Consider the following 16,512-nt stretch of genomic DNA (forward strand, 5'->3'; position numbering starts at 1 on the left):
GCGCCTCAGCTTGGCAGCCGGGCGCTCCGCGGGCATGTTCGCCAGCGAACAGGCGCGCCCGAGGGTTGGACGGACCGGATGATCGCACTCGACGACGGCGCCGCGGGCCCGCTCGGCGCCCATTTCGACGGGCGCGGGGTCAATTTCGCGCTGTTCTCCGCCCATGCCACGGCGGTGGACCTGTGCCTGTTCGACCCGACCGGCCGGGTCCAGACCGACGTGGTCCGCCTGCCGCGGCGCACCGACGACGTCTGGCACGGCTACCTCTCGGGCGTGCTGCCCGGGCAGCTCTACGGCTACCGGGTGCACGGCCCCTGGGAGCCGGCGCGCGGCCACCGCTTCAACCCGCACAAGCTCCTGATCGACCCCTATGCCCGCGAGCTGCACGGCCGCGTGCGCTGGCACGACGCGCTCTACCCCTATCGCCGCGGCAGCCACCGCGAGGACGTGCTCGACCGGCGCGACAGCGCCCCGATGATGCCGAAGGGCGTCGTCACCGCGCCCGAGGCGCCGGTCCACGACGATCCGCCTCTGCGCCACCCCCTCGTCGACAGCGTGATCTACGAGGCCCATGTCCGGGCCCTGACCCAGACCCACCCGGACGTGCCTTTGCCCTGGCGCGGCTCCTACGCGGCGCTCGGCCACCCGGCGATCGTCGATCACCTCGTGCGCCTCGGCGTCACGGCGATCGAATTGCTGCCGATCCAGGCCTTCGTCGACGACCGCTTCCTGGTCGAGAAGGACCTGACGAATTTCTGGGGCTACTCGCCGCTCAACTACTTCTCGCCCGAGCCGCGCTATCTCGGGCCGGCGGGGACGGCGGGGCTCAAGGCCGCGATCCGCCAGCTCCACGCCGCCGGCATCGAGGTGCTGATCGACGTCGTCTACAACCACACCTGCGAGGCCGACCATACCGGCCCGAGCCTGTCGTTCCGCGGCATCGACAATGCCAGCTACTACAAGCTGAACCCCGACGATCCGCGCCGCGACATCGACTGCACCGGCTGCGGCAACACCCTCGACGTGGCGGTGCCGCGGGTGATGCAGATGGTGCTCGATTCCCTGCGCCACTGGGTCGGGACCTACCGGATCGACGGGTTCCGCTTCGACCTCGCCTCGAGCCTCGCCCGCGCGCCCCACGATTTCAGCCCCCGCGCCGCGGTGCTCCAGGCGATGGCGCAGGACCCGCTCCTGTCGCGGGTCAAGCTCATCGCCGAGCCGTGGGACATCGGCATGGGCGGCTACCAGCTCGGCGGGTTCCCGATCGGCTGGAGCGACTGGAACGACCAGTTCCGCGACGCGGCCCGCGGCTTCTGGCGCGGCGATGCCGGCCAGCTGCCGAAGCTGACGCAAGGCTTGACCGGCTCGAAGGAGATTTTTTCCGCCTCCGGCCGGGGCCCTTCGGCCAGCATCAACTTCATCGCCTCGCATGACGGCTACACGCTGGCCGACGTGGTCGCCTACGAGGAGAAGCACAACGAGGCCAACGGCGAGGGCAACCGCGACGGCCACGGCCACAACGTCTCGCGCAACTACGGCGTCGAGGGGCCGACCGACGATCCCGCGATCCTGGCCGTGCGGGCGCGCCAGAAGCGCAACCTGCTCGCCACGATCCTGCTCGCGCAGGGCGTGCCGATGCTGCTGATGGGCGACGAGCGCTCGCGCAGCCAGGGCGGCAACAACAACGCCTATTGCCAGGACAACGCCACCTCCTGGGTCGACTGGGAGACCGATCACGGCGATCCGAGCCTGACCGCCTTCGTGCGCAACCTGCTCGCCCTGCGTCGCGACCATCGGGCCCTGCGGCGGCGAAAATTCCTCACCGGCGAGACCGTGGCCTCGGGAGGCCTGAGGGACGTGCACTGGCTCTCGCCCTGCGGCGCCGAGATGGATGACGGCGCCTGGGGCGACGGCGAGCGCCGGGCCTTCGGCATGCAGATCGGCAACGACGCGCCCGACGGGCGGCGCCTCCTGATCCTCGCCAATGCGGGGGAGGCGGCTCTGGACTTCCGGCTCGCCCCGGTGATCGGCGGGCCGTGGACGCCGCTCTTCGACACGACGGCGGCGGATGGCCGGCCGGCGGGGCGGGAGAGCGTCAAGGCCGGTGGGATGGTGCGGCTGCCGGAGCGGGCGCTCTTGGTGCTGGCGCGGAACGCGGGGCGAGGAGCGAAGGTGGTCTCGACATAGGTGCAGGCTTGCGCGGCCTGCTCGAAGTTTTGAATGGGATCATCCCGTCTGGAACGACAGATATCTCTTCATCATAAATCCCACCCGGGACCTCAGGATGAGGTCCCGGGTGGGATGAAGCTCGAATGAGCCGAAGCAGTTTTCACCCCGCCGCCAGCCGCTTGCGCTGCACCTTGCCGTTCGGGGTCCGCGGCAGCGTCTCCAGGAAGACGACCTCGCGCGGGCACTTGTAGGCGGCGAGCCGCTCGCCGCACCAGGCCAGCAGCGCCTCCCGCTGCGGCGCGGCGTCCGGTTTCGGCACCACGAAGGCGGCGATCACCCGCACGTCGTCGCGGACGGACAGCTCCGTCACCGCCACTTCCTGCACGTCGGGATGGGCGATCAGCACGCTCTCCACCTCGTTCGGCGACACCCGGTAACCGAAGGCGTTCATGATGTCGTCGTTGCGGCCCTCGAACCAGACGTAGCCGTCCGCATCCAACGAGGCGAGGTCGCCGCCGGTGAACCACTCCCCCCGCATCACCGCCGCCTCCTCCTCGGGGCGGTTCCAGTAGCCGAGCATCAGGGCGGGATCCGAGCGGTGGATCGCCAGCAGCCCGACCGTGCCCGCCGGCAGCGGCTCCGGCGCGCCCTCGACGGGGAGGATCGCGACGCGCCGCCCCGGCTGCGGCCTGCCCGGCGAGCCGGGCTTGATCGGCACGAGCGGGCTCGTCGAGATGTAGGTCGAGATCTCGCTCATCCCGAGCGCCTCGTAGAGCGGCGTGCCGGTCGCCTCCCGCCACTCGGCGAGGAGCTGGGGCGAGAGCGCCTCGCCCGCCGTGATGCCGTGGCGCAGGGACGAGAGGTCGTGGGTGGAGAGATCCGCGTATTTGAGGATCTGGCGATAGAGGCTCGGCACCGCCGCGAACAGGGTGGCGCGGTGGCGGGCGATCAGCGCCGGCCACAGGGCGGGATCGCGCCGGCCGTTATAGAGCACCGTGGTGGCGCCGCGCGCCCAGGGATCCTGGATGCCGACCCCGAGGGTGTAGGTCCAGTTCATGGTGCCGGCATGCAGCACCACGTCGTCCTCGCGCAGGCCGAGCCAGAAATCGTGCATCGGCCGCCGGCCCCAGACGGCACGGTGGGCGTGCAGCACCCCTTTCGGCCGGCTGGTGGTGCCGGAGGTGTAGACCAGCGTCGCCGGATCGTCGGCGGCGGTGTCGGCGTAATCCTCGAGCGGCGCTCCCTCGCGCAGGCGGGCGATGTCGTCGCGGCGCAGCACGATCCGGCCGCGGCAGGCCTCCGGATCGAGGGGGCACTCGTCGGCGGCGGCGATCACCGCGGCGCCGGAATCCTGCATCAGGAACGCCGCCTCGCCGGCGGTGAGCTGGGGCGAGGAGGGCTGCGCCACCAGCCCGGCGGCCAGAGCCGCGAAGTAGGTGATCACGTAATCCGCGTCGTTGCCCATGCGGATCATCACCCGGGCGCCCGCCGGCAGGCCGAGCCCGCGAAAACCCGCCGCGACGCCGCGGACCGCCCGGTCGACTTGCGTGAAGGTCATGACGTCGGTCCGGCCGTGATCGCCGACCATGATCAGCGCCGGCTTGTCGCCCCGCTCCCGGGCATTGGCCTCCAGGCAGTAGCGGGCGCCGTTGAAGCGGGGCGGCTGGCGGTCGTCGGGCAAGGGGCGGCTCCGGATCCTGGGGTCCGGGCCTGTGCTAGCGCGGGGGCGGGGGGAGTGGCCAGAGGCTCCAGGCCAGCCCTGCCACGCAGGGCAGGATGGTCGCGCCTTCGTCTTACGACGAGCGCGGCACGAGCTTCACCGCCCCGCTCCCGGCATCGTACGACACCCCGCGATAGAAGCAGTCCCGCCGCCCGGTATGGCAGCAGCCGCCGTCGCCGCCGACGCGCACGCGCAGGAGCAGCGCGTCCTGGTCGCAATCGACCCGCATCTCGACGAGGGTCTGGACCTGCCCGCTGGTGGCGCCCTTGTGCCAGAGCTCGGACCGCGAGCGCGACCAGTACCAGACCTCGCCGGTGGCGAGCGTGCGGGCGAGCGATTCGGCGTTCATGTGGGCGAGCATCAGCACCGCGCCCGAATCGGCATCGACCGCCAGCGCGGTGATCAGCCCGTCCGGGCCGAAGCGCGGGGTGAAGGTCTCGCCCTCCTCCAGCGCGCGCTTGTCGCCGGGGGCCTCGAAGGTGGGGAGGGGGTTCATCGCCGGTCGCGGACCAGGGTGAGGAAGCGGACCTGCTCGGTCGGGTCCTGCTTGAACACGCCGGTGAACTGGGTGGTGATGGTCGAGACGCCGGATTTCTGCACGCCGCGCATCGCCATGCACAGGTGCTCGGCCTCCACCATCACGGCGACGCCGCGGGGATGCAGCACCGAATCGATCGTCTCGGCGATCTGGGCCGTCATCGTCTCCTGCGTCTGGAGCCGGCGTGCGAAGGCGTCGACCACGCGGGCGAGCTTCGACAGGCCGACGACGCCGCGCCTGGGGTAATAGGCGATGTGGGCCCGTCCCATGAACGGCACCATGTGGTGCTCGCAATGGGAGTGGAAGGCGATGTCGCGCACCAGCACGATGTCGTTGTAGCCCTCGACCTCCTCGAACACCCGGTCGAGGATGGCGTCCGCGTCCTGGCGGTAGCCGCCGAAGATCTGCTCGTAGGCCTTGACCACGCGCTGCGGCGTCTCGAGCAGGCCCTCGCGCTCCGGGTCGTCGCCGGCCCAGCGCAGGAGGGTGCGCACGGCGGCCTCGGCCTCCTGGCGGGTCGGGCGCTCGGTGACGCGCTCCGGCCGGGGGGCGTCGCTGCGCTTGTCGGCCGCCTCCGGGGCCCGGACCGACAAGGACTTCAGCACCGCATCCATCACGCCTCCAAGATCAGGGCCGCCCCGCAGGGAGAGCCATGCCGGGACTCGAGATGCGCCCCGATCCGGCCGCGCCTCGCGCCGCCGGGCAACCGTGCCTATATCGGGAATCCGCCCGGCGCACGCAATGCGCCGGGCGCGCAGCAGGTCACCGCGTTCTCAAGCTCATCCTTCCGTCAAGCCAAAGTCAGACCCGTCCGGTCAAGCCCGATTCGTCCGTCCCGCGGCCCCTCTCGTCCAAAGTACGAATGCCATGCTCGACGACATCTACAACGCCCGCATCCTCGCCCTCGCGGCGGACATCCCCCGCCTCGGCCGGTTGCCGGCGCCGGCGGCGAGCGCGTCCAAGCACTCGAAGCTGTGCGGCTCGACCGTGACGGTCGACCTCGTCACCGAGGGCGACACGGTCACCGACTTCGCCCACGACGTGAAGGCCTGCGCGCTCGGCCAGGCCGCCTCCTCGCTGATGGCCCGCCACGTGGTCGGCGCCAGCGCCGAGGAGCTGCGCTGCTTGCGCGAGACGGTGCGGCGGATGCTGAAGGAGAACGGCCCGGTGCCGAAGGGAAAATTCGCCGATTTCGCGGTGCTGGCGCCGGTGCGGGACTTCAAGGCGCGTCACGCCTCGACGCTGCTCACCTTCGACGCGGTGGTCGATGCCCTCGATCAGGTCGCGGCCAAGAAAGAAGCGGTGCCGGCATGAGCCCGGCTCGCCGCGCGGCGCATCTCGCCATCCGCGGCTACCAGCTGAGCCTGTCGGGCCTCGTCGGGCGCCAGTGCCGGCACTGGCCGTCCTGCTCGGCCTATGCCGACGCGGCGATCCAGCGCCACGGCCTCTGGGCCGGCGGCTGGATGGGCTTCGCCCGGATCTGCCGCTGCGGCCCGTTCGGCACCCACGGCATCGACCTCGTCCCCGAGGCGCCGCCCGCCGGTGCCGCCTGGCACCGGCCCTGGGCCTATGGCCGCTGGCGCGGGGTCAACGCCCCGCCGCCGCTCTGCGAGGGTGTCGAGGGCTGAGCGCGAAGCCGCGCGACTGTGTCTGACATGTCCCGCGTTTCGCTGGTATACGGCGCCGGTCCGGTGCGCGGCCATCAGCCCCGCGGCCTTGGGCCCGCCGGACGCCGTCCACCACCCGGCTTACCTGCACCGTGCGCAGGAGTGAGCCCCGAGGAGCCTTTAGAAGTCCCATGCCGATCCTGACATTTCCCGATGGCGCCACGCGGTCCTACGACGGCGCCGTGACCGGCCGCGCCGTCGTCGAGGGCATCGCCAAGTCGCTGGCCAAGCGCACGGTCGCGATGGCCCTCGACGGCACCGTCCGCGACCTCGACGACACGATCGCCGAGGACGTCCGCATCGAGTTCCTCGACCGCACAGACCCGCGGGCGCTGGAGCTGATCCGGCACGATTGCGCCCACGTGCTCGCGGAGGCCGTGCAGTCGCTGTGGCCGGAGACGCAGGTCACGATCGGCCCGGTGATCGAGAACGGCTTCTACTACGACTTCCACCGCGAGACCCCGTTCTCGCCGGACGACTTTCCGGCGATCGAGGCGCGGATGCGCGAGATCATCGCCCGCGATGCCCCCTTCACCAAGGAGGTCTGGGCCCGCGACGACGTCCGCAAGCTGTTCGAGGAGAAGGGCGAGGCGTTCAAGGTCGAGCTCGTCGACGCGATCCCGCCGGGGGAGGACCTGCGCCTCTACCGCCAGGGCACGTGGTTCGACCTCTGCCGCGGCCCGCACATGACCTCGACGGGCAAGGTCGGCGCCGCCTTCAAGCTGATGAAGGTGGCGGGCGCCTATTGGCGCGGCGATTCGACGAAGCCGATGCTGAGCCGGATCTACGGCACGGCCTGGGCCAATCAGGCCGATCTCGACGCCTATCTCAACCGCCTCGCCGAGGCCGAGCGCCGCGACCACCGCAAGCTCGGCCGCGAGATGGACCTCTTCCACTTCCAGGAGGAGGGGCCGGGCGTGGTGTTCTGGCACCCGAAGGGCTGGACGCTGTTCCAGTCCCTCATCGCCTACATGCGCCGGCGCCTGAAGGGCGACTACGCCGAGGTGAACGCGCCCCAGATCCTCGACAAGGCGCTGTGGGAGACCTCCGGTCACTGGGACTGGTACCGGGAAAATATGTTCGTCACGAAGACCGAGGACGAGCGCGTCTTCGCGATCAAGCCGATGAACTGTCCCGGCCACGTGCAGATCTTCAAGCACGGGCTGAAGTCCTACCGCGACCTGCCGCTGCGCCTGGCCGAGTTCGGTTCGGTCTCGCGCTACGAGCCCTCGGGCGCCCTGCACGGGCTGATGCGGGTGCGCGCCTTCACGCAGGACGACGCCCACGTCTTCTGCACGGAGGACCAGCTCGCCGCCGAGTGCCTGAAGATCAACGACCTGATCCTCTCCACCTACGCCGATTTCGGCTTCGACGAGATCGTGGTGAAGCTCTCGACGCGGCCGGAGAAGCGCGTCGGCTCGGATGCGCTGTGGGATCACGCCGAGGAGGTGATGACCCGGGTGCTCGCCCAGATCGAGGAGCAGTCCGGCGGCCGGATCAAGACCGCGATCAACCCGGGCGAGGGCGCCTTCTACGGGCCGAAATTCGAGTACGTGCTGCGCGACGCCATCGGGCGCGACTGGCAATGCGGCACGACGCAGGTCGACTTCAACCTGCCGGAGCGGTTCGGCGCGTTCTTCGTCGATGCCGACGGGCAGAAGAAGACCCCGGTGATGGTCCACCGCGCGATCTGCGGCTCGATGGAGCGCTTCACCGGCATCCTGATCGAGCATTTCGCCGGCCACTTCCCGCTCTGGCTGGCGCCGTTGCAGGTGGTCGTCGCGACGATCACCGGCGAGGCCGATCCCTATGCCCGCGAGGTCCTGAAGGCGGCGGACGCGATGGGCCTGCGGGCCGAGGCCGATCTTCGCAACGAGAAGATCAACTACAAGGTCCGCGAGCATTCTCACGCCAAGGTGCCGGTGATGCTGGTCGTCGGCCGCAAGGAGGGCGAGGAGCGCACCGTCTCGATCCGCCGCCTCGGCAGCCCGCAGAGCCGCACCCTGCCGCTCGACCAGGCCTTGGCCGAGCTGGTGGCCGAGGCGACCTTCCCGGATCTGCGCCGGGCGGACGCGGTGGCCGCCAGCGTGCCGAGCGAAGGCGTGACGCTCGACGGGCAGCACGAGGACACGCCGGTGCCGTAGGGCGGAGCAACGAGACCGGCCTCGGGGCCGGTCTCGATGTGTATCACGAGCCCGCGACGGCGGAGCTTTGCTCCGCACGCTTGAGCGAAGCCGAAATCCGCATTGCGAAAGCGATCCAACAGGATTGCCTGAATCAATCAGTCGGATTTCGTATGGACCGTCCTGTCGTGGACCGCGTGCGCGACGCTGCTCGGGTTCAGGCTCCGCCGATCTGACCCGGAACGACACGGGAGAATGACTCCCCACGGAGCCGGCAGGCGCGCTCTTGCGCGATCCCAACGCGGTCCCGGGCCGAGCGCCCGGCATCGCGTTCTGCGGGCATGATCAAAATCTCCTACCTTCCCCTGCTGTCGTAGGTTTGTTTCGCAAAATAGCGCGAAGATTGGAATTTTATCTCGGGATCTTTGTGTCAATAATCCAGGGTAAACAATATCTTGGATGAAATTGGCAGTTCCTGCATGCGAATGTTGTTATCGCTCATCTCCCTTCTGGGGTTTGTCGGCTCGCTGAGCGCTGCCGGAGCGGAGACGATCAAGGTCGGCGCCACCTCCGGCCCGCATGCCGAGGTCCTCGAGGCCGCCGCCAAGGTCGCCGCGCGCGAGGGACTGACGGTCCGGATCGTCGAGTTCAACGACTACATCCAGCCGAATGCAGCCCTCGCGGCCGGCGATCTCGACGCGAACAGCTACCAGCACCGGCCGTTCCTGCAAGCGCAGCTCGATGCCCGCGGCTACGACATCGTTCCCGTCGGACGCACGGTCCTGTTCCCGATCGCCGTCTATTCCAAGAAGTACAAAAAGATCGAAGATTTGCCGAAAGGGGCTCTGATCAGCATCGGGAGCGACCCGGCCAACGAAGCGCGCAGCCTCATCCTGCTCCAGGAAGCCGGCCTGCTGACGCTTCGCCCCGGCTCCGAGTCCAAGGCGACACCGCTTGACATCGTCGGGAATCCCAAGGGCTTCCGGTTCAAGGAGCTCGAGGCGGCCCAGCTCGTGCACGCCCTCGACGACGTCGATGCCTCGGTGGTGAATGCCAACTACGCTCTTCTCGCCGGTCTCAACCCGCAGCGCGACTCGATCCTCCTCGAGAAGCCGCAATCGCAGTACGTCTGCGAGATCGTCGTTCGCAAGAAGGACCGGGACGCGCCCTGGGTGAAGAAGCTGGTGTCGTCCTATCAGTCGGACGAGGTCAGGAGCTTCGTGGAGAAGCGGTTCCCCGGCGCCGGATTCGCCGGCTGGTGAGGCGGCGTCATGGTCCATCTGTGGAAAGCGCCGGCACCGACCGTCAAGGGCGCGGCAATCGGCTTCGTCGGCACCGTGTGGCGCGACGAGGTGATCCGCGGCGGCGCACCGAACGACGTGCGCGTCTACCGGGTGTCGTTCGAACCGGGATCGCGAACGGCCTGGCACACCCATCCGTCATGGCAGATCCTCCATGTCCTCTCGGGATGGGGCAGGGTGCAGACACGGGGCGGCGAGCTGCTGACCATCGGCCCGGGCGACACGGCCTGGATCGCTGCGGAGGAGGACCATTGGCATGGCGCGAGCCCGGACCACCACTTCGTCCATCTCGCGATCCACGAGGCGCTCCCCGACGGCCGTGAGGTCGACTGGCGGGAGCACGTGCGAGAGGAGGACTATCGGTAACCCCTCGCACTGCCCGGCCCGGGCATTCAGGGCGGCTCGGACGCCGACGGTCCGGGTCGCCTGCCAGCGCCAAGCCGGCCGAGGAACAGGCGAGTCCCCTTGTGGTCGCCGGTCGGAGGCGTCGATGCGCCTCCGACCGATCCGGGCCGCCCTCGGCGGCCCTCGTCCCGTCTCGGCCTGCTTGAGCGTGACGCCATGCTCGCGGTCGTCTAGGCGCGCCGGCACCGTCGCAACCTCGTCCTCGGCAAGGCCTCGCGGCAGGCGCTTGACGGCATCGCGGTCGATCCGGAGGCGCAGGAGACGCGCCGCCCGGCGGCGGTGGCCTTGTTCCTCGTAGGCGTCCGTCCCCCTACTGGGTCAGCCTCGCCATCTTGAGCGCCTGGTCGAACATCGCGTTCAGCGCGGCGGTGATCTTGTCCGGACCGTCGGCGGTGGTGAAGTAGCCCGGCGAGGCGCAGTCCTGGAGCGGCTTGGCCAGTGTCGGGCTGAAGGCGTTGACCTTGTTGTTCTCCGTGGCGACGGTGCCGCCCTTGTCGGTGAAGACGATCTGGTTGTAGGGGATGTAGAGAACCGAAATCGTCGCGCCGGCGGCCTTCAGGGCATCGCAGTTCTTCGGGTCGATCTGACTTGGCTGCGAGCCGTCCCACCAGGCATTGCCGTACCCCGGGAAGCTCGACGGACTGCCCGGATAGGCGTACTTGCCGTTCGCGTTGACGAAGAAGTGCTGCCCGTTCTGCATCCCGTCGGTGACGAGGAACACGAACGGCTTGCGGCTCGTGCTGGTCGAGCCGTCGCCGAAGCCGTTCAAGGTGACGATTCCCTTCATCTGCGGGAACGCGACCTTGAAATGGGTGCCGCCCGAGCCGGTGCCGGTGGTCGGATCGCCGGGCGAGTTGAGCTGCGTCGTGCCGGTATCGAGGAGGTTGGTGAAGGCGAGCGGCCATGCCATTCCGCATTGGGCCGAGGTCTTCAGAGCGGTCACGTCGTTGGTCAGGCTCGCGAGGGTCGCGAGCTGATTGATGAACGGATAGATGCCGATCCGGTACTGGTTCGGTACCACCGGCGCTGCGGCCCGCTGCAGCAGCGCGCAGACGGCGTTGTTCACCGCGTCCGAGCGGAGCTGGATCTTGCCGGCGGCCAAACCCCAGCCCTTATTGCCGGGGAAGTGGCAGGCGAACTGGCAGTTCTGCTTGTAATCGCCGTACATGTCGTCGTTGTTCTGCGCGAGCTGGGTCATGCCACTCGCGGTCGACGGCAGGCCCATCGAGCCCGACACGTCGACCATCAGGTAGAAGTCCAGGTAGCTCGGCAGGTCGGCGGACGCCTTGGACGTGTTGGCGATCGTGGTGGTCGGGACCCTGAACAGCTTCGCGAAGCTGTTCTGGACGATCGCCGAGTAGGTGACGGTGGCGGTGATCGTCTGGCCCGAGATGTCGACGGCCGGCGTCGACAGCGTCACGCTCGAAAGCGGCACGCTGCCGGTATTGACCTTGAAGGTGTTGACGGCCTGCGCCACCCCCGCGGCTTTCGCCTTGTCGAGGACGCCGCTCTGCGACGAGTTGGCGGCGACGTAGGCCTTGGCCGTCACCACGGCGGCGAGCGCCGACGCATCCGCCGCCCGGTCGAGCCGCGCGCGGTTGGTGATCGCCATGCCGTAATCTACCCCGAGCCCGACGAGGCCGACGATCGGGATCAGGCTGAGCCCGAAGATGATGCCGATGCCGCCGTCGCGGTCCCGCATCAGCGATGCCAGCGCGGCGGTGAGCCGGGATGCGCGGGTCAGGGACATTTCGTGGCGATTCCGTCGTTGCCGGTGGTGTCGTAGTCGATCAGCGGGGCGTAGCGCGGCTGGACGTAGGCCGAACGCTTGATGTCGAACGAGGGCAGGTACCGCGCCCCGAAGGTCGGCGTGAAGGTGAACACCGCGTCGATCACCACCACCGAGGCGGGGCCGTAGAGGGAGCGCGGCAGGGTCGTCGGGGACGCGGCCGCATTGTTGTCGGCCGGGATCAGCGTCGCGCCGCAGCGCCGGTAGAGCGGCCCGCTCGCCGGCTGCGTCGTGCCGGTGCTGGTCCACACCACGCCGGCGCTGTAGCAGGCGCTCTGGTCGGTCGGGTCCGCGCAGGTCGCGGCGGTCGGCTTGAACTGGATGCTGGCGTAGTTGATCGTGATGACCTGCCACCACTGCTTGCCCTGGCGCTTGGCCTCGCTCATCAGGAACGGGAACAGCACCAGCGACGCGTCGTAGCTGAAATGCAGGTCCCACTGGTTGACGAGGCCGTTGACGGTGCTGTTGTCGGTGGGGGGCCTCGCCTGCGAGATCATCTGGCTGATCGACCGCACCACCAGATCGACCTTGCGCGACGCGTTGACGTAGGCGACGAGCTGGATGCCCCCGAGGAGCAGCACGAGGAGCATCGGCAGCACGAGCGCGAGCTCGGTGGCGGCGAGCCCGTCATCGGCCCGGCGGAAGCGCCGGATCCGGGCGAGGAGGGCGGCCCGCATCAGTACTGCTCGACGCGGAAGGCGGCGGTCGAGATCAGCAGGTAGGCCGCCTTGCCCTTGTAGGTCGTGGTGGCGTCGAGCCAGCCGGTCACGAAGGGCGGCAGAAGGGTGATCGGGTAGATGACCTGCAGGTACTGGTAGTCGCCGCGGTTGCCGAGGGAGAACTGGCCGCTGCCCGGCGTCAGGACCGGCAGCGCCAGGCCGCTCATGTCGGACTTGGCGTAGGCGTAGTAGCCCGGATTGGCGGCCGGCACGACGTACAGGTTGACGATGACGTCGCTGCAGGACATCGCCGCGGGCAGGAAGCCGCACAGCGCCTGCGTGAAGCTCGCCAGGCTGGCGGTCGAGGTCCGCTGGGTCGTGCCGATGAGGACCTGCCGCGACGCCTGCTCGGTCGCGTAGTCGAGCTTCTGACCGAAGTACAGGATCTGGGCCACGGTCATCGTGCCCACGAGGATGGCGATGAACAGCAGGCCGACCAGGCCGAACTCGACGGCCGTCGCTCCCTTCTCGTCGCGGATGAGGTCACGCACGCATCGCATGCGGCCAACGTTGCGTCGCTGGATTAAGATCCGGATAAGCCGTCGCGCGAGACTTCGGGGCTTCACCGTGACACCGGCCGCGCGCTTAATCGGGTGTTAGCCCGTTCGCCGAAAGCCGCTTCCGTCCGGGGACCGGCGCCCGGCCCCCGCACTCGATGCCGAGGCTCGCGGGGCCCGACGCTCAGGGATCCTGACGCTCAGGGGTCCTGACGCTCAGGGGTCCTTGGCGATCGCCTCGATGTCGCGGTCGACGCCGCTCTCGACCTTGAAGTCCTGGGTGTAGACCTTGCCGTCGTGGCGGGCGATCAGCTGGTACTCGCCCTCCGCCAGGGTCACCTGCGGGAAGGCGCCGATCGCCTCGCGGATCGTGTCGCCGCCCGGCGTCAGCACGCTGAAGGCGGTGCCGGCGAAGGCCTCGGTGCCGGGGGAGGCCACCAGCTTCAGGGTCACGGTGGCGGCGCGGTGGTTGAGGGTCGCGTCGGTGAGGCGCCCGTTCTCGACCTTCAGGTCGGCGCGCTGGATCGCGTTGGAATCGCCCCAGGTCGAGACGACGTGGTAGGTGCCCTCGGGCAGGCGCACCACCTCGCCGGCCTTGACGCCGTCGCGCACGAGCCGCCCCTCCGGGTTGTTGCCGATCGGCACGAAGACCGCGAAGGCGAGCTGGCTCCCTGCGATCTTCGCCTCGCCGACCGCGCCGGAGAGGCGCAGGGCCCCGGCATTGACGGTGAGCTGGTCGCTCGCCGTCCCCGGATTCAGGGTCACGCGCTTCGAGGTGCTGACGAAGCCGTAGGTCACGTTGGCGAGGTAGCTGCCCGGCGGCAGCCGGAAGGTCGGTTGCGCCTCCTCGGAGCGGGCCAGCACCACGGGCTTGCCGCCCTCCGGCCGGTCCTCGTAGATCCGCCAGGTCAGGCCGCCGCGTAGGGGCTTGGCCTCGCTGGTCAGCACCGCCCGCAAGGACAGGCTGGCCTCGGCGGGGGCCGGTGCCGGGGGCGGTCCCTGCGTCACGCCCTGCGGCGCGACGCCTTGCGCCCCGCCCGGGAGCGGGGCCGGCGCCTGCGCGAGGACAGGACTCGCCGCAAGGAAAGGACTCGCTGCGAGCGCGAGCGCCAGGGTTTTACCGAACCGCCGTCTCGCCCGCGTCATCGTCCCTCGCCAGCAATTCGCTCGCCGCCGCCACCAGGTTGTCGACCGAGAGCGGCCGGAACCGGAACTCGACCACGTGCTTGCCGGCCGGCACCTCGACCCCGCGGAAGAGCAGGTTGGTGCGCAGGATCGGGCGGCGCTCACCGTCCACCCGCGCCTGCCAGCCCGGATAGAAGATGTCGTGCAGCACCAGCACGCTGTCGCGGTCGGTCTCGACCTCCACGGTGACGACATTGCGGCGATAGGCGAGAATGGTCGCCGTGCCCGTCGCGGCGGTCACCGGCGCGGCCGGATCCTTGAGGCCGAACCCGCCCTTGATCTTCGGTACGCTGTCCTGGTCGACCAGGGCCGTCTCGCTGCCCTCGAACTCGGGCAGTTCGTCCTGGTTGAGCACGCTCTCGGAATCGACCGGGACGAGGCGGGTCGCGAGGTAGGCCCGGGGTTTGGCCGGGTCGAGGCGGTAGATCCACATCTCGCCCGAGCCGTAGAGCAGCTTGGCGCCGGTCAGCTGCGGGAAGTGCCGCGGCAGCCGCTCGGCCGGCCGGTCGAGGACGAGGTATTCGAGGCCGAGCAGGCTCGCGAGCCGCGAGCGGTAGCCGCGGAACAGGCCGGGGAACTGGCGCAGGTTCGGATCGGCGGCGTTCTCGCCGGGGCCGACGGCGCGCTCGTAGTCGGCGAGCCGCAGGGGGTTGTAGCCGATCGTGTCCTCGAGCCCGAGCACCATCGAGGCGTTCTGCCAGGCGCCGCCGAGGCCCAGGATCTCGACCCGCGGATGCTCGCCCTTGGCGTGGCGGGCGTCGAGCTCGGCTTTCAGCAGCGTCAGGCCCTGGAGCTGCTCCGGCGGCAGCTTCTGGAACACCGCGTAGCGGCCCGCCGGCTCGGCGTTGAGGGAGTTGCCGGCGTTGCGCCAGACGAGTTCCGCCCCGAGCAAAGCCACGAGGCAGGAGGCGACGAGGGCGCGCCGGCCGGGGGCCGCCCGCAGCATCGCCACCACCGCGGCGAGCGCGATGCCCGCGCCGATCAGGCCGTCGCGCAGCGCGTCCGGCAGGTGCTGGGCCTTGGCCGCGTAGGTGTAGGACACGAAGAGGATGCCACTGACGGCCGCGAGCGCGAGAGCCGGCAGGGCGAGGCGGGCGGCGCGGGCAAAGCCGATGGCGCCCGACCGGAGCCGGGGCGCGCCCTCCGTGACGTAGCGGTGGACGAGGTAGCCGGCGGTGAGCGACAGCCCGATATTGATGACGAAGGTGGCGTCGGCGGGCCGGCGGTAGAGGTCGACGCCGGGGACATGATCGAAGACCGGCGCGAAGAGCGGGGTGTAGCGCCCGAGCGCGTAGAGCGTGGCGACGCCGAGCACGACGACCGGATAGCGGATCTCCCGGGCGGCCAGCCGCCCGCCGGCGATGCCGTGCCACAGGATCAGCAGAGCCGGCAGGGTCCCGGCGAAGAGGTAGTTCACCGCCCGGTCGGTCCAGGTGTTGCCGTCCATCGATTGCCAGTCCGGACCCCAGTAATCGTAGGTCCAGCGCAGCGAACCGAACACGTCGGCGAAGAGCGCGGTGGCGAAGCTCGAGGGCGGCAGCGAGCCCATGATCGCCGCGCCGTAGCCGAAGGACGGCCGGGTCGAGGTCATCAGGAACTGCATCGTGAGGAGCGAGGGCACGGCGAGCAGCGCCCCGCCGACCACCGCCATCACGGCGAGCACGCCGATCCGCGCCCGCAGGTAGGCGAACGGCGCCGGCGCCGTGAGCACCGCGTGAGCCGCGACGCCGATCAGGCTCAGGCCGCACAGGAACGCCACCTGGTCGCGCCCCACCGTCATCACGGCGGCCACCACCGCGAAGGCGAGCCCGAAGGCGTAGGAGCGGCGGGCGAGGGCCTCCTCCAGGAGCCACCAGGCCAGCGGCACGAAGCCGTAGGAGATGATCATGCCGGTGTGCTGGAGCCGGGCCGAGGCCGAGCCGCCGAGCACGAACACCATCGCGGCCGCGACCGCGCCGGCGGCGTGCCAGCCGCGGCGGCGGAAGAGAAGCAGCGTCGCGACCGCGCCGGGAATCAGGTGGGCGAACACCACCGCGTCGAACAGTTCCATCGACGGCGACGGGTCGAGCCACGCCAAGAGCAGCATGGTCGGGGTGAAGAGGAGCGATTGCGGATCCGCGACCGAGGGGTGCCCGGCGAAGTGGTAGGGGTTCCACAGCGGCAATTCGCCGTTCGCGAGCGCCGCCCCGAGGTAGCGCAGCATCGGGTAGAAGTGGTTCTTCGAATCCCACGGCACCACCGCGCCGTGAAGCGGCCACACCGCCGCCGCGGCGGCCCAGAACAGCAGCACGGCGGCGAGCGCCAGCCAGAAGTCCCGGGAACTCCAGGAACGGGCGAGGCCAGATTGGGAACGGGATGCGGGGGAGCGCGTCATGGTGCGGTCGGCGTCCTCGGCCCCG

The 16,512-nt window shown here is 69.9% G+C and carries 14 protein-coding genes; 6 read left to right on the top strand and 8 right to left on the bottom strand.

Annotation, left to right across the window (positions count from 1 at the left end):
• Nucleotides 1-78 precede the first annotated feature (78 nt).
• Nucleotides 79-2,187 (top strand): glycogen debranching protein GlgX, encoded by a 2,109-nt coding sequence (glgX, locus tag DK412_RS16025; RefSeq protein ID WP_109972746.1) that lies wholly within the window; start codon nt 79-81, stop codon nt 2,185-2,187.
• A 142-nt stretch (nt 2,188-2,329) separates the two neighbouring features.
• On the opposite strand, the gene DK412_RS16030 is transcribed toward glgX, so the two are convergent.
• The 3 genes from DK412_RS16030 to folE form a co-directional block, all read right to left on the bottom strand.
• Nucleotides 2,330-3,850: an AMP-binding protein gene (locus tag DK412_RS16030; RefSeq protein WP_204165385.1), complete on the bottom strand. Its 1,521-nt coding sequence runs from the start codon at nt 3,848-3,850 to the stop codon at nt 2,330-2,332.
• Between the two features lie 112 nt (nt 3,851-3,962).
• The gene (gene hisI / locus DK412_RS16035; RefSeq protein WP_109972748.1) at nt 3,963-4,385 is read right to left on the bottom strand and encodes a phosphoribosyl-AMP cyclohydrolase; all 423 of its coding nucleotides are present in this window, start codon (nt 4,383-4,385) and stop codon (nt 3,963-3,965) included.
• Entirely contained in the window at nt 4,382-5,041 is a 660-nt protein-coding gene (gene folE / locus DK412_RS16040) for a GTP cyclohydrolase I FolE (protein WP_109972749.1), read from the bottom strand. The genes hisI and folE overlap by 4 nt, the downstream gene beginning before the upstream one ends.
• Before the next feature lie 253 nt (nt 5,042-5,294).
• On the opposite strand from folE, the gene DK412_RS16045 reads away from it, so the two are divergent.
• The 5 genes from DK412_RS16045 to DK412_RS16065 all read left to right on the top strand — a co-directional run bounded on the left by DK412_RS16045 (nt 5,295) and on the right by DK412_RS16065 (nt 9,884).
• On the top strand, nt 5,295-5,741 hold the full coding sequence (locus DK412_RS16045; RefSeq protein ID WP_109972750.1) for an iron-sulfur cluster assembly scaffold protein: 447 nt from the start codon (nt 5,295-5,297) through the stop codon (nt 5,739-5,741).
• Nucleotides 5,738-6,055: a membrane protein insertion efficiency factor YidD gene (gene yidD / locus DK412_RS16050; RefSeq protein WP_109972751.1), complete on the top strand. Its 318-nt coding sequence runs from the start codon at nt 5,738-5,740 to the stop codon at nt 6,053-6,055. The genes DK412_RS16045 and yidD overlap by 4 nt, the downstream gene beginning before the upstream one ends.
• 170 nt (nt 6,056-6,225) lie before the next feature.
• Nucleotides 6,226-8,238, top strand: a complete 2,013-nt coding sequence (gene thrS / locus DK412_RS16055; protein ID WP_109972752.1) for a threonine--tRNA ligase — start codon at nt 6,226-6,228, stop codon at nt 8,236-8,238.
• Between the two features lie 434 nt (nt 8,239-8,672).
• Nucleotides 8,673-9,479, top strand: coding sequence for a MetQ/NlpA family ABC transporter substrate-binding protein (locus DK412_RS16060; RefSeq protein ID WP_245446978.1), 807 nt, complete (start codon nt 8,673-8,675; stop codon nt 9,477-9,479).
• 9 nt (nt 9,480-9,488) lie between these two features.
• Nucleotides 9,489-9,884 (top strand): cupin domain-containing protein, encoded by a 396-nt coding sequence (locus tag DK412_RS16065; RefSeq protein WP_109972754.1) that lies wholly within the window; start codon nt 9,489-9,491, stop codon nt 9,882-9,884.
• 349 nt (nt 9,885-10,233) lie between these two features.
• On the opposite strand, the gene DK412_RS16070 is transcribed toward DK412_RS16065, so the two are convergent.
• From DK412_RS16070 to DK412_RS16090, 5 genes are all read right to left on the bottom strand, one after another.
• Nucleotides 10,234-11,673 carry a pilus assembly protein TadG-related protein gene (locus DK412_RS16070; RefSeq protein ID WP_109972755.1) on the bottom strand — a complete coding sequence of 480 codons (1,440 nt, stop codon included), beginning with the start codon at nt 11,671-11,673 and terminating at the stop codon, nt 10,234-10,236.
• Entirely contained in the window at nt 11,664-12,389 is a 726-nt protein-coding gene (locus DK412_RS16075; protein ID WP_109972756.1) for a TadE/TadG family type IV pilus assembly protein, read from the bottom strand. Before DK412_RS16075 ends, DK412_RS16070 begins: the two co-directional genes overlap by 10 nt.
• Nucleotides 12,389-12,931 (bottom strand): TadE/TadG family type IV pilus assembly protein, encoded by a 543-nt coding sequence (locus DK412_RS16080; protein ID WP_109972757.1) that lies wholly within the window; start codon nt 12,929-12,931, stop codon nt 12,389-12,391. Before DK412_RS16080 ends, DK412_RS16075 begins: the two co-directional genes overlap by 1 nt.
• A 213-nt stretch (nt 12,932-13,144) precedes the next feature.
• Nucleotides 13,145-14,074 carry a hypothetical protein gene (locus tag DK412_RS16085; protein ID WP_109972758.1) on the bottom strand — a complete coding sequence of 310 codons (930 nt, stop codon included), beginning with the start codon at nt 14,072-14,074 and terminating at the stop codon, nt 13,145-13,147.
• Complete coding sequence (locus DK412_RS16090) at nt 14,046-16,487, bottom strand: YfhO family protein (RefSeq protein WP_109975302.1); 2,442 nt, start codon at nt 16,485-16,487, stop codon at nt 14,046-14,048. The genes DK412_RS16085 and DK412_RS16090 overlap by 29 nt, the downstream gene beginning before the upstream one ends.
• Between the last annotated feature and the right edge of the window lie 25 nt (nt 16,488-16,512).

The organism is Methylobacterium sp. 17Sr1-1, from assembly GCF_003173775.1.
GTDB lineage: Bacteria > Pseudomonadota > Alphaproteobacteria > Rhizobiales > Beijerinckiaceae > Methylobacterium.

What these genes read in the sequence shown, in the direction of transcription:
- yidD (WP_109972751.1), top strand. Translation starts at nt 5,738, where the DNA reads ATGAGCCCGGCTCGCCGCGCGGCGCATCTCGCCATCCGCGGCTACCAG.
- DK412_RS16090 (WP_109975302.1), bottom strand. Translation starts at nt 16,487, where the DNA reads ATGACGCGCTCCCCCGCATCCCGTTCCCAATCTGGCCTCGCCCGTTCC.
- DK412_RS16075 (WP_109972756.1), bottom strand. Translation starts at nt 12,389, where the DNA reads ATGCGGGCCGCCCTCCTCGCCCGGATCCGGCGCTTCCGCCGGGCCGAT.
- thrS (WP_109972752.1), top strand. Translation starts at nt 6,226, where the DNA reads ATGCCGATCCTGACATTTCCCGATGGCGCCACGCGGTCCTACGACGGC.
- folE (WP_109972749.1), bottom strand. Translation starts at nt 5,041, where the DNA reads ATGGATGCGGTGCTGAAGTCCTTGTCGGTCCGGGCCCCGGAGGCGGCC.
- DK412_RS16045 (WP_109972750.1), top strand. Translation starts at nt 5,295, where the DNA reads ATGCTCGACGACATCTACAACGCCCGCATCCTCGCCCTCGCGGCGGAC.
- DK412_RS16065 (WP_109972754.1), top strand. Translation starts at nt 9,489, where the DNA reads ATGGTCCATCTGTGGAAAGCGCCGGCACCGACCGTCAAGGGCGCGGCA.
- DK412_RS16085 (WP_109972758.1), bottom strand. Translation starts at nt 14,074, where the DNA reads ATGACGCGGGCGAGACGGCGGTTCGGTAAAACCCTGGCGCTCGCGCTC.
- DK412_RS16080 (WP_109972757.1), bottom strand. Translation starts at nt 12,931, where the DNA reads ATGCGATGCGTGCGTGACCTCATCCGCGACGAGAAGGGAGCGACGGCC.
- hisI (WP_109972748.1), bottom strand. Translation starts at nt 4,385, where the DNA reads ATGAACCCCCTCCCCACCTTCGAGGCCCCCGGCGACAAGCGCGCGCTG.
- glgX (WP_109972746.1), top strand. Translation starts at nt 79, where the DNA reads ATGATCGCACTCGACGACGGCGCCGCGGGCCCGCTCGGCGCCCATTTC.
- DK412_RS16070 (WP_109972755.1), bottom strand. Translation starts at nt 11,673, where the DNA reads ATGTCCCTGACCCGCGCATCCCGGCTCACCGCCGCGCTGGCATCGCTG.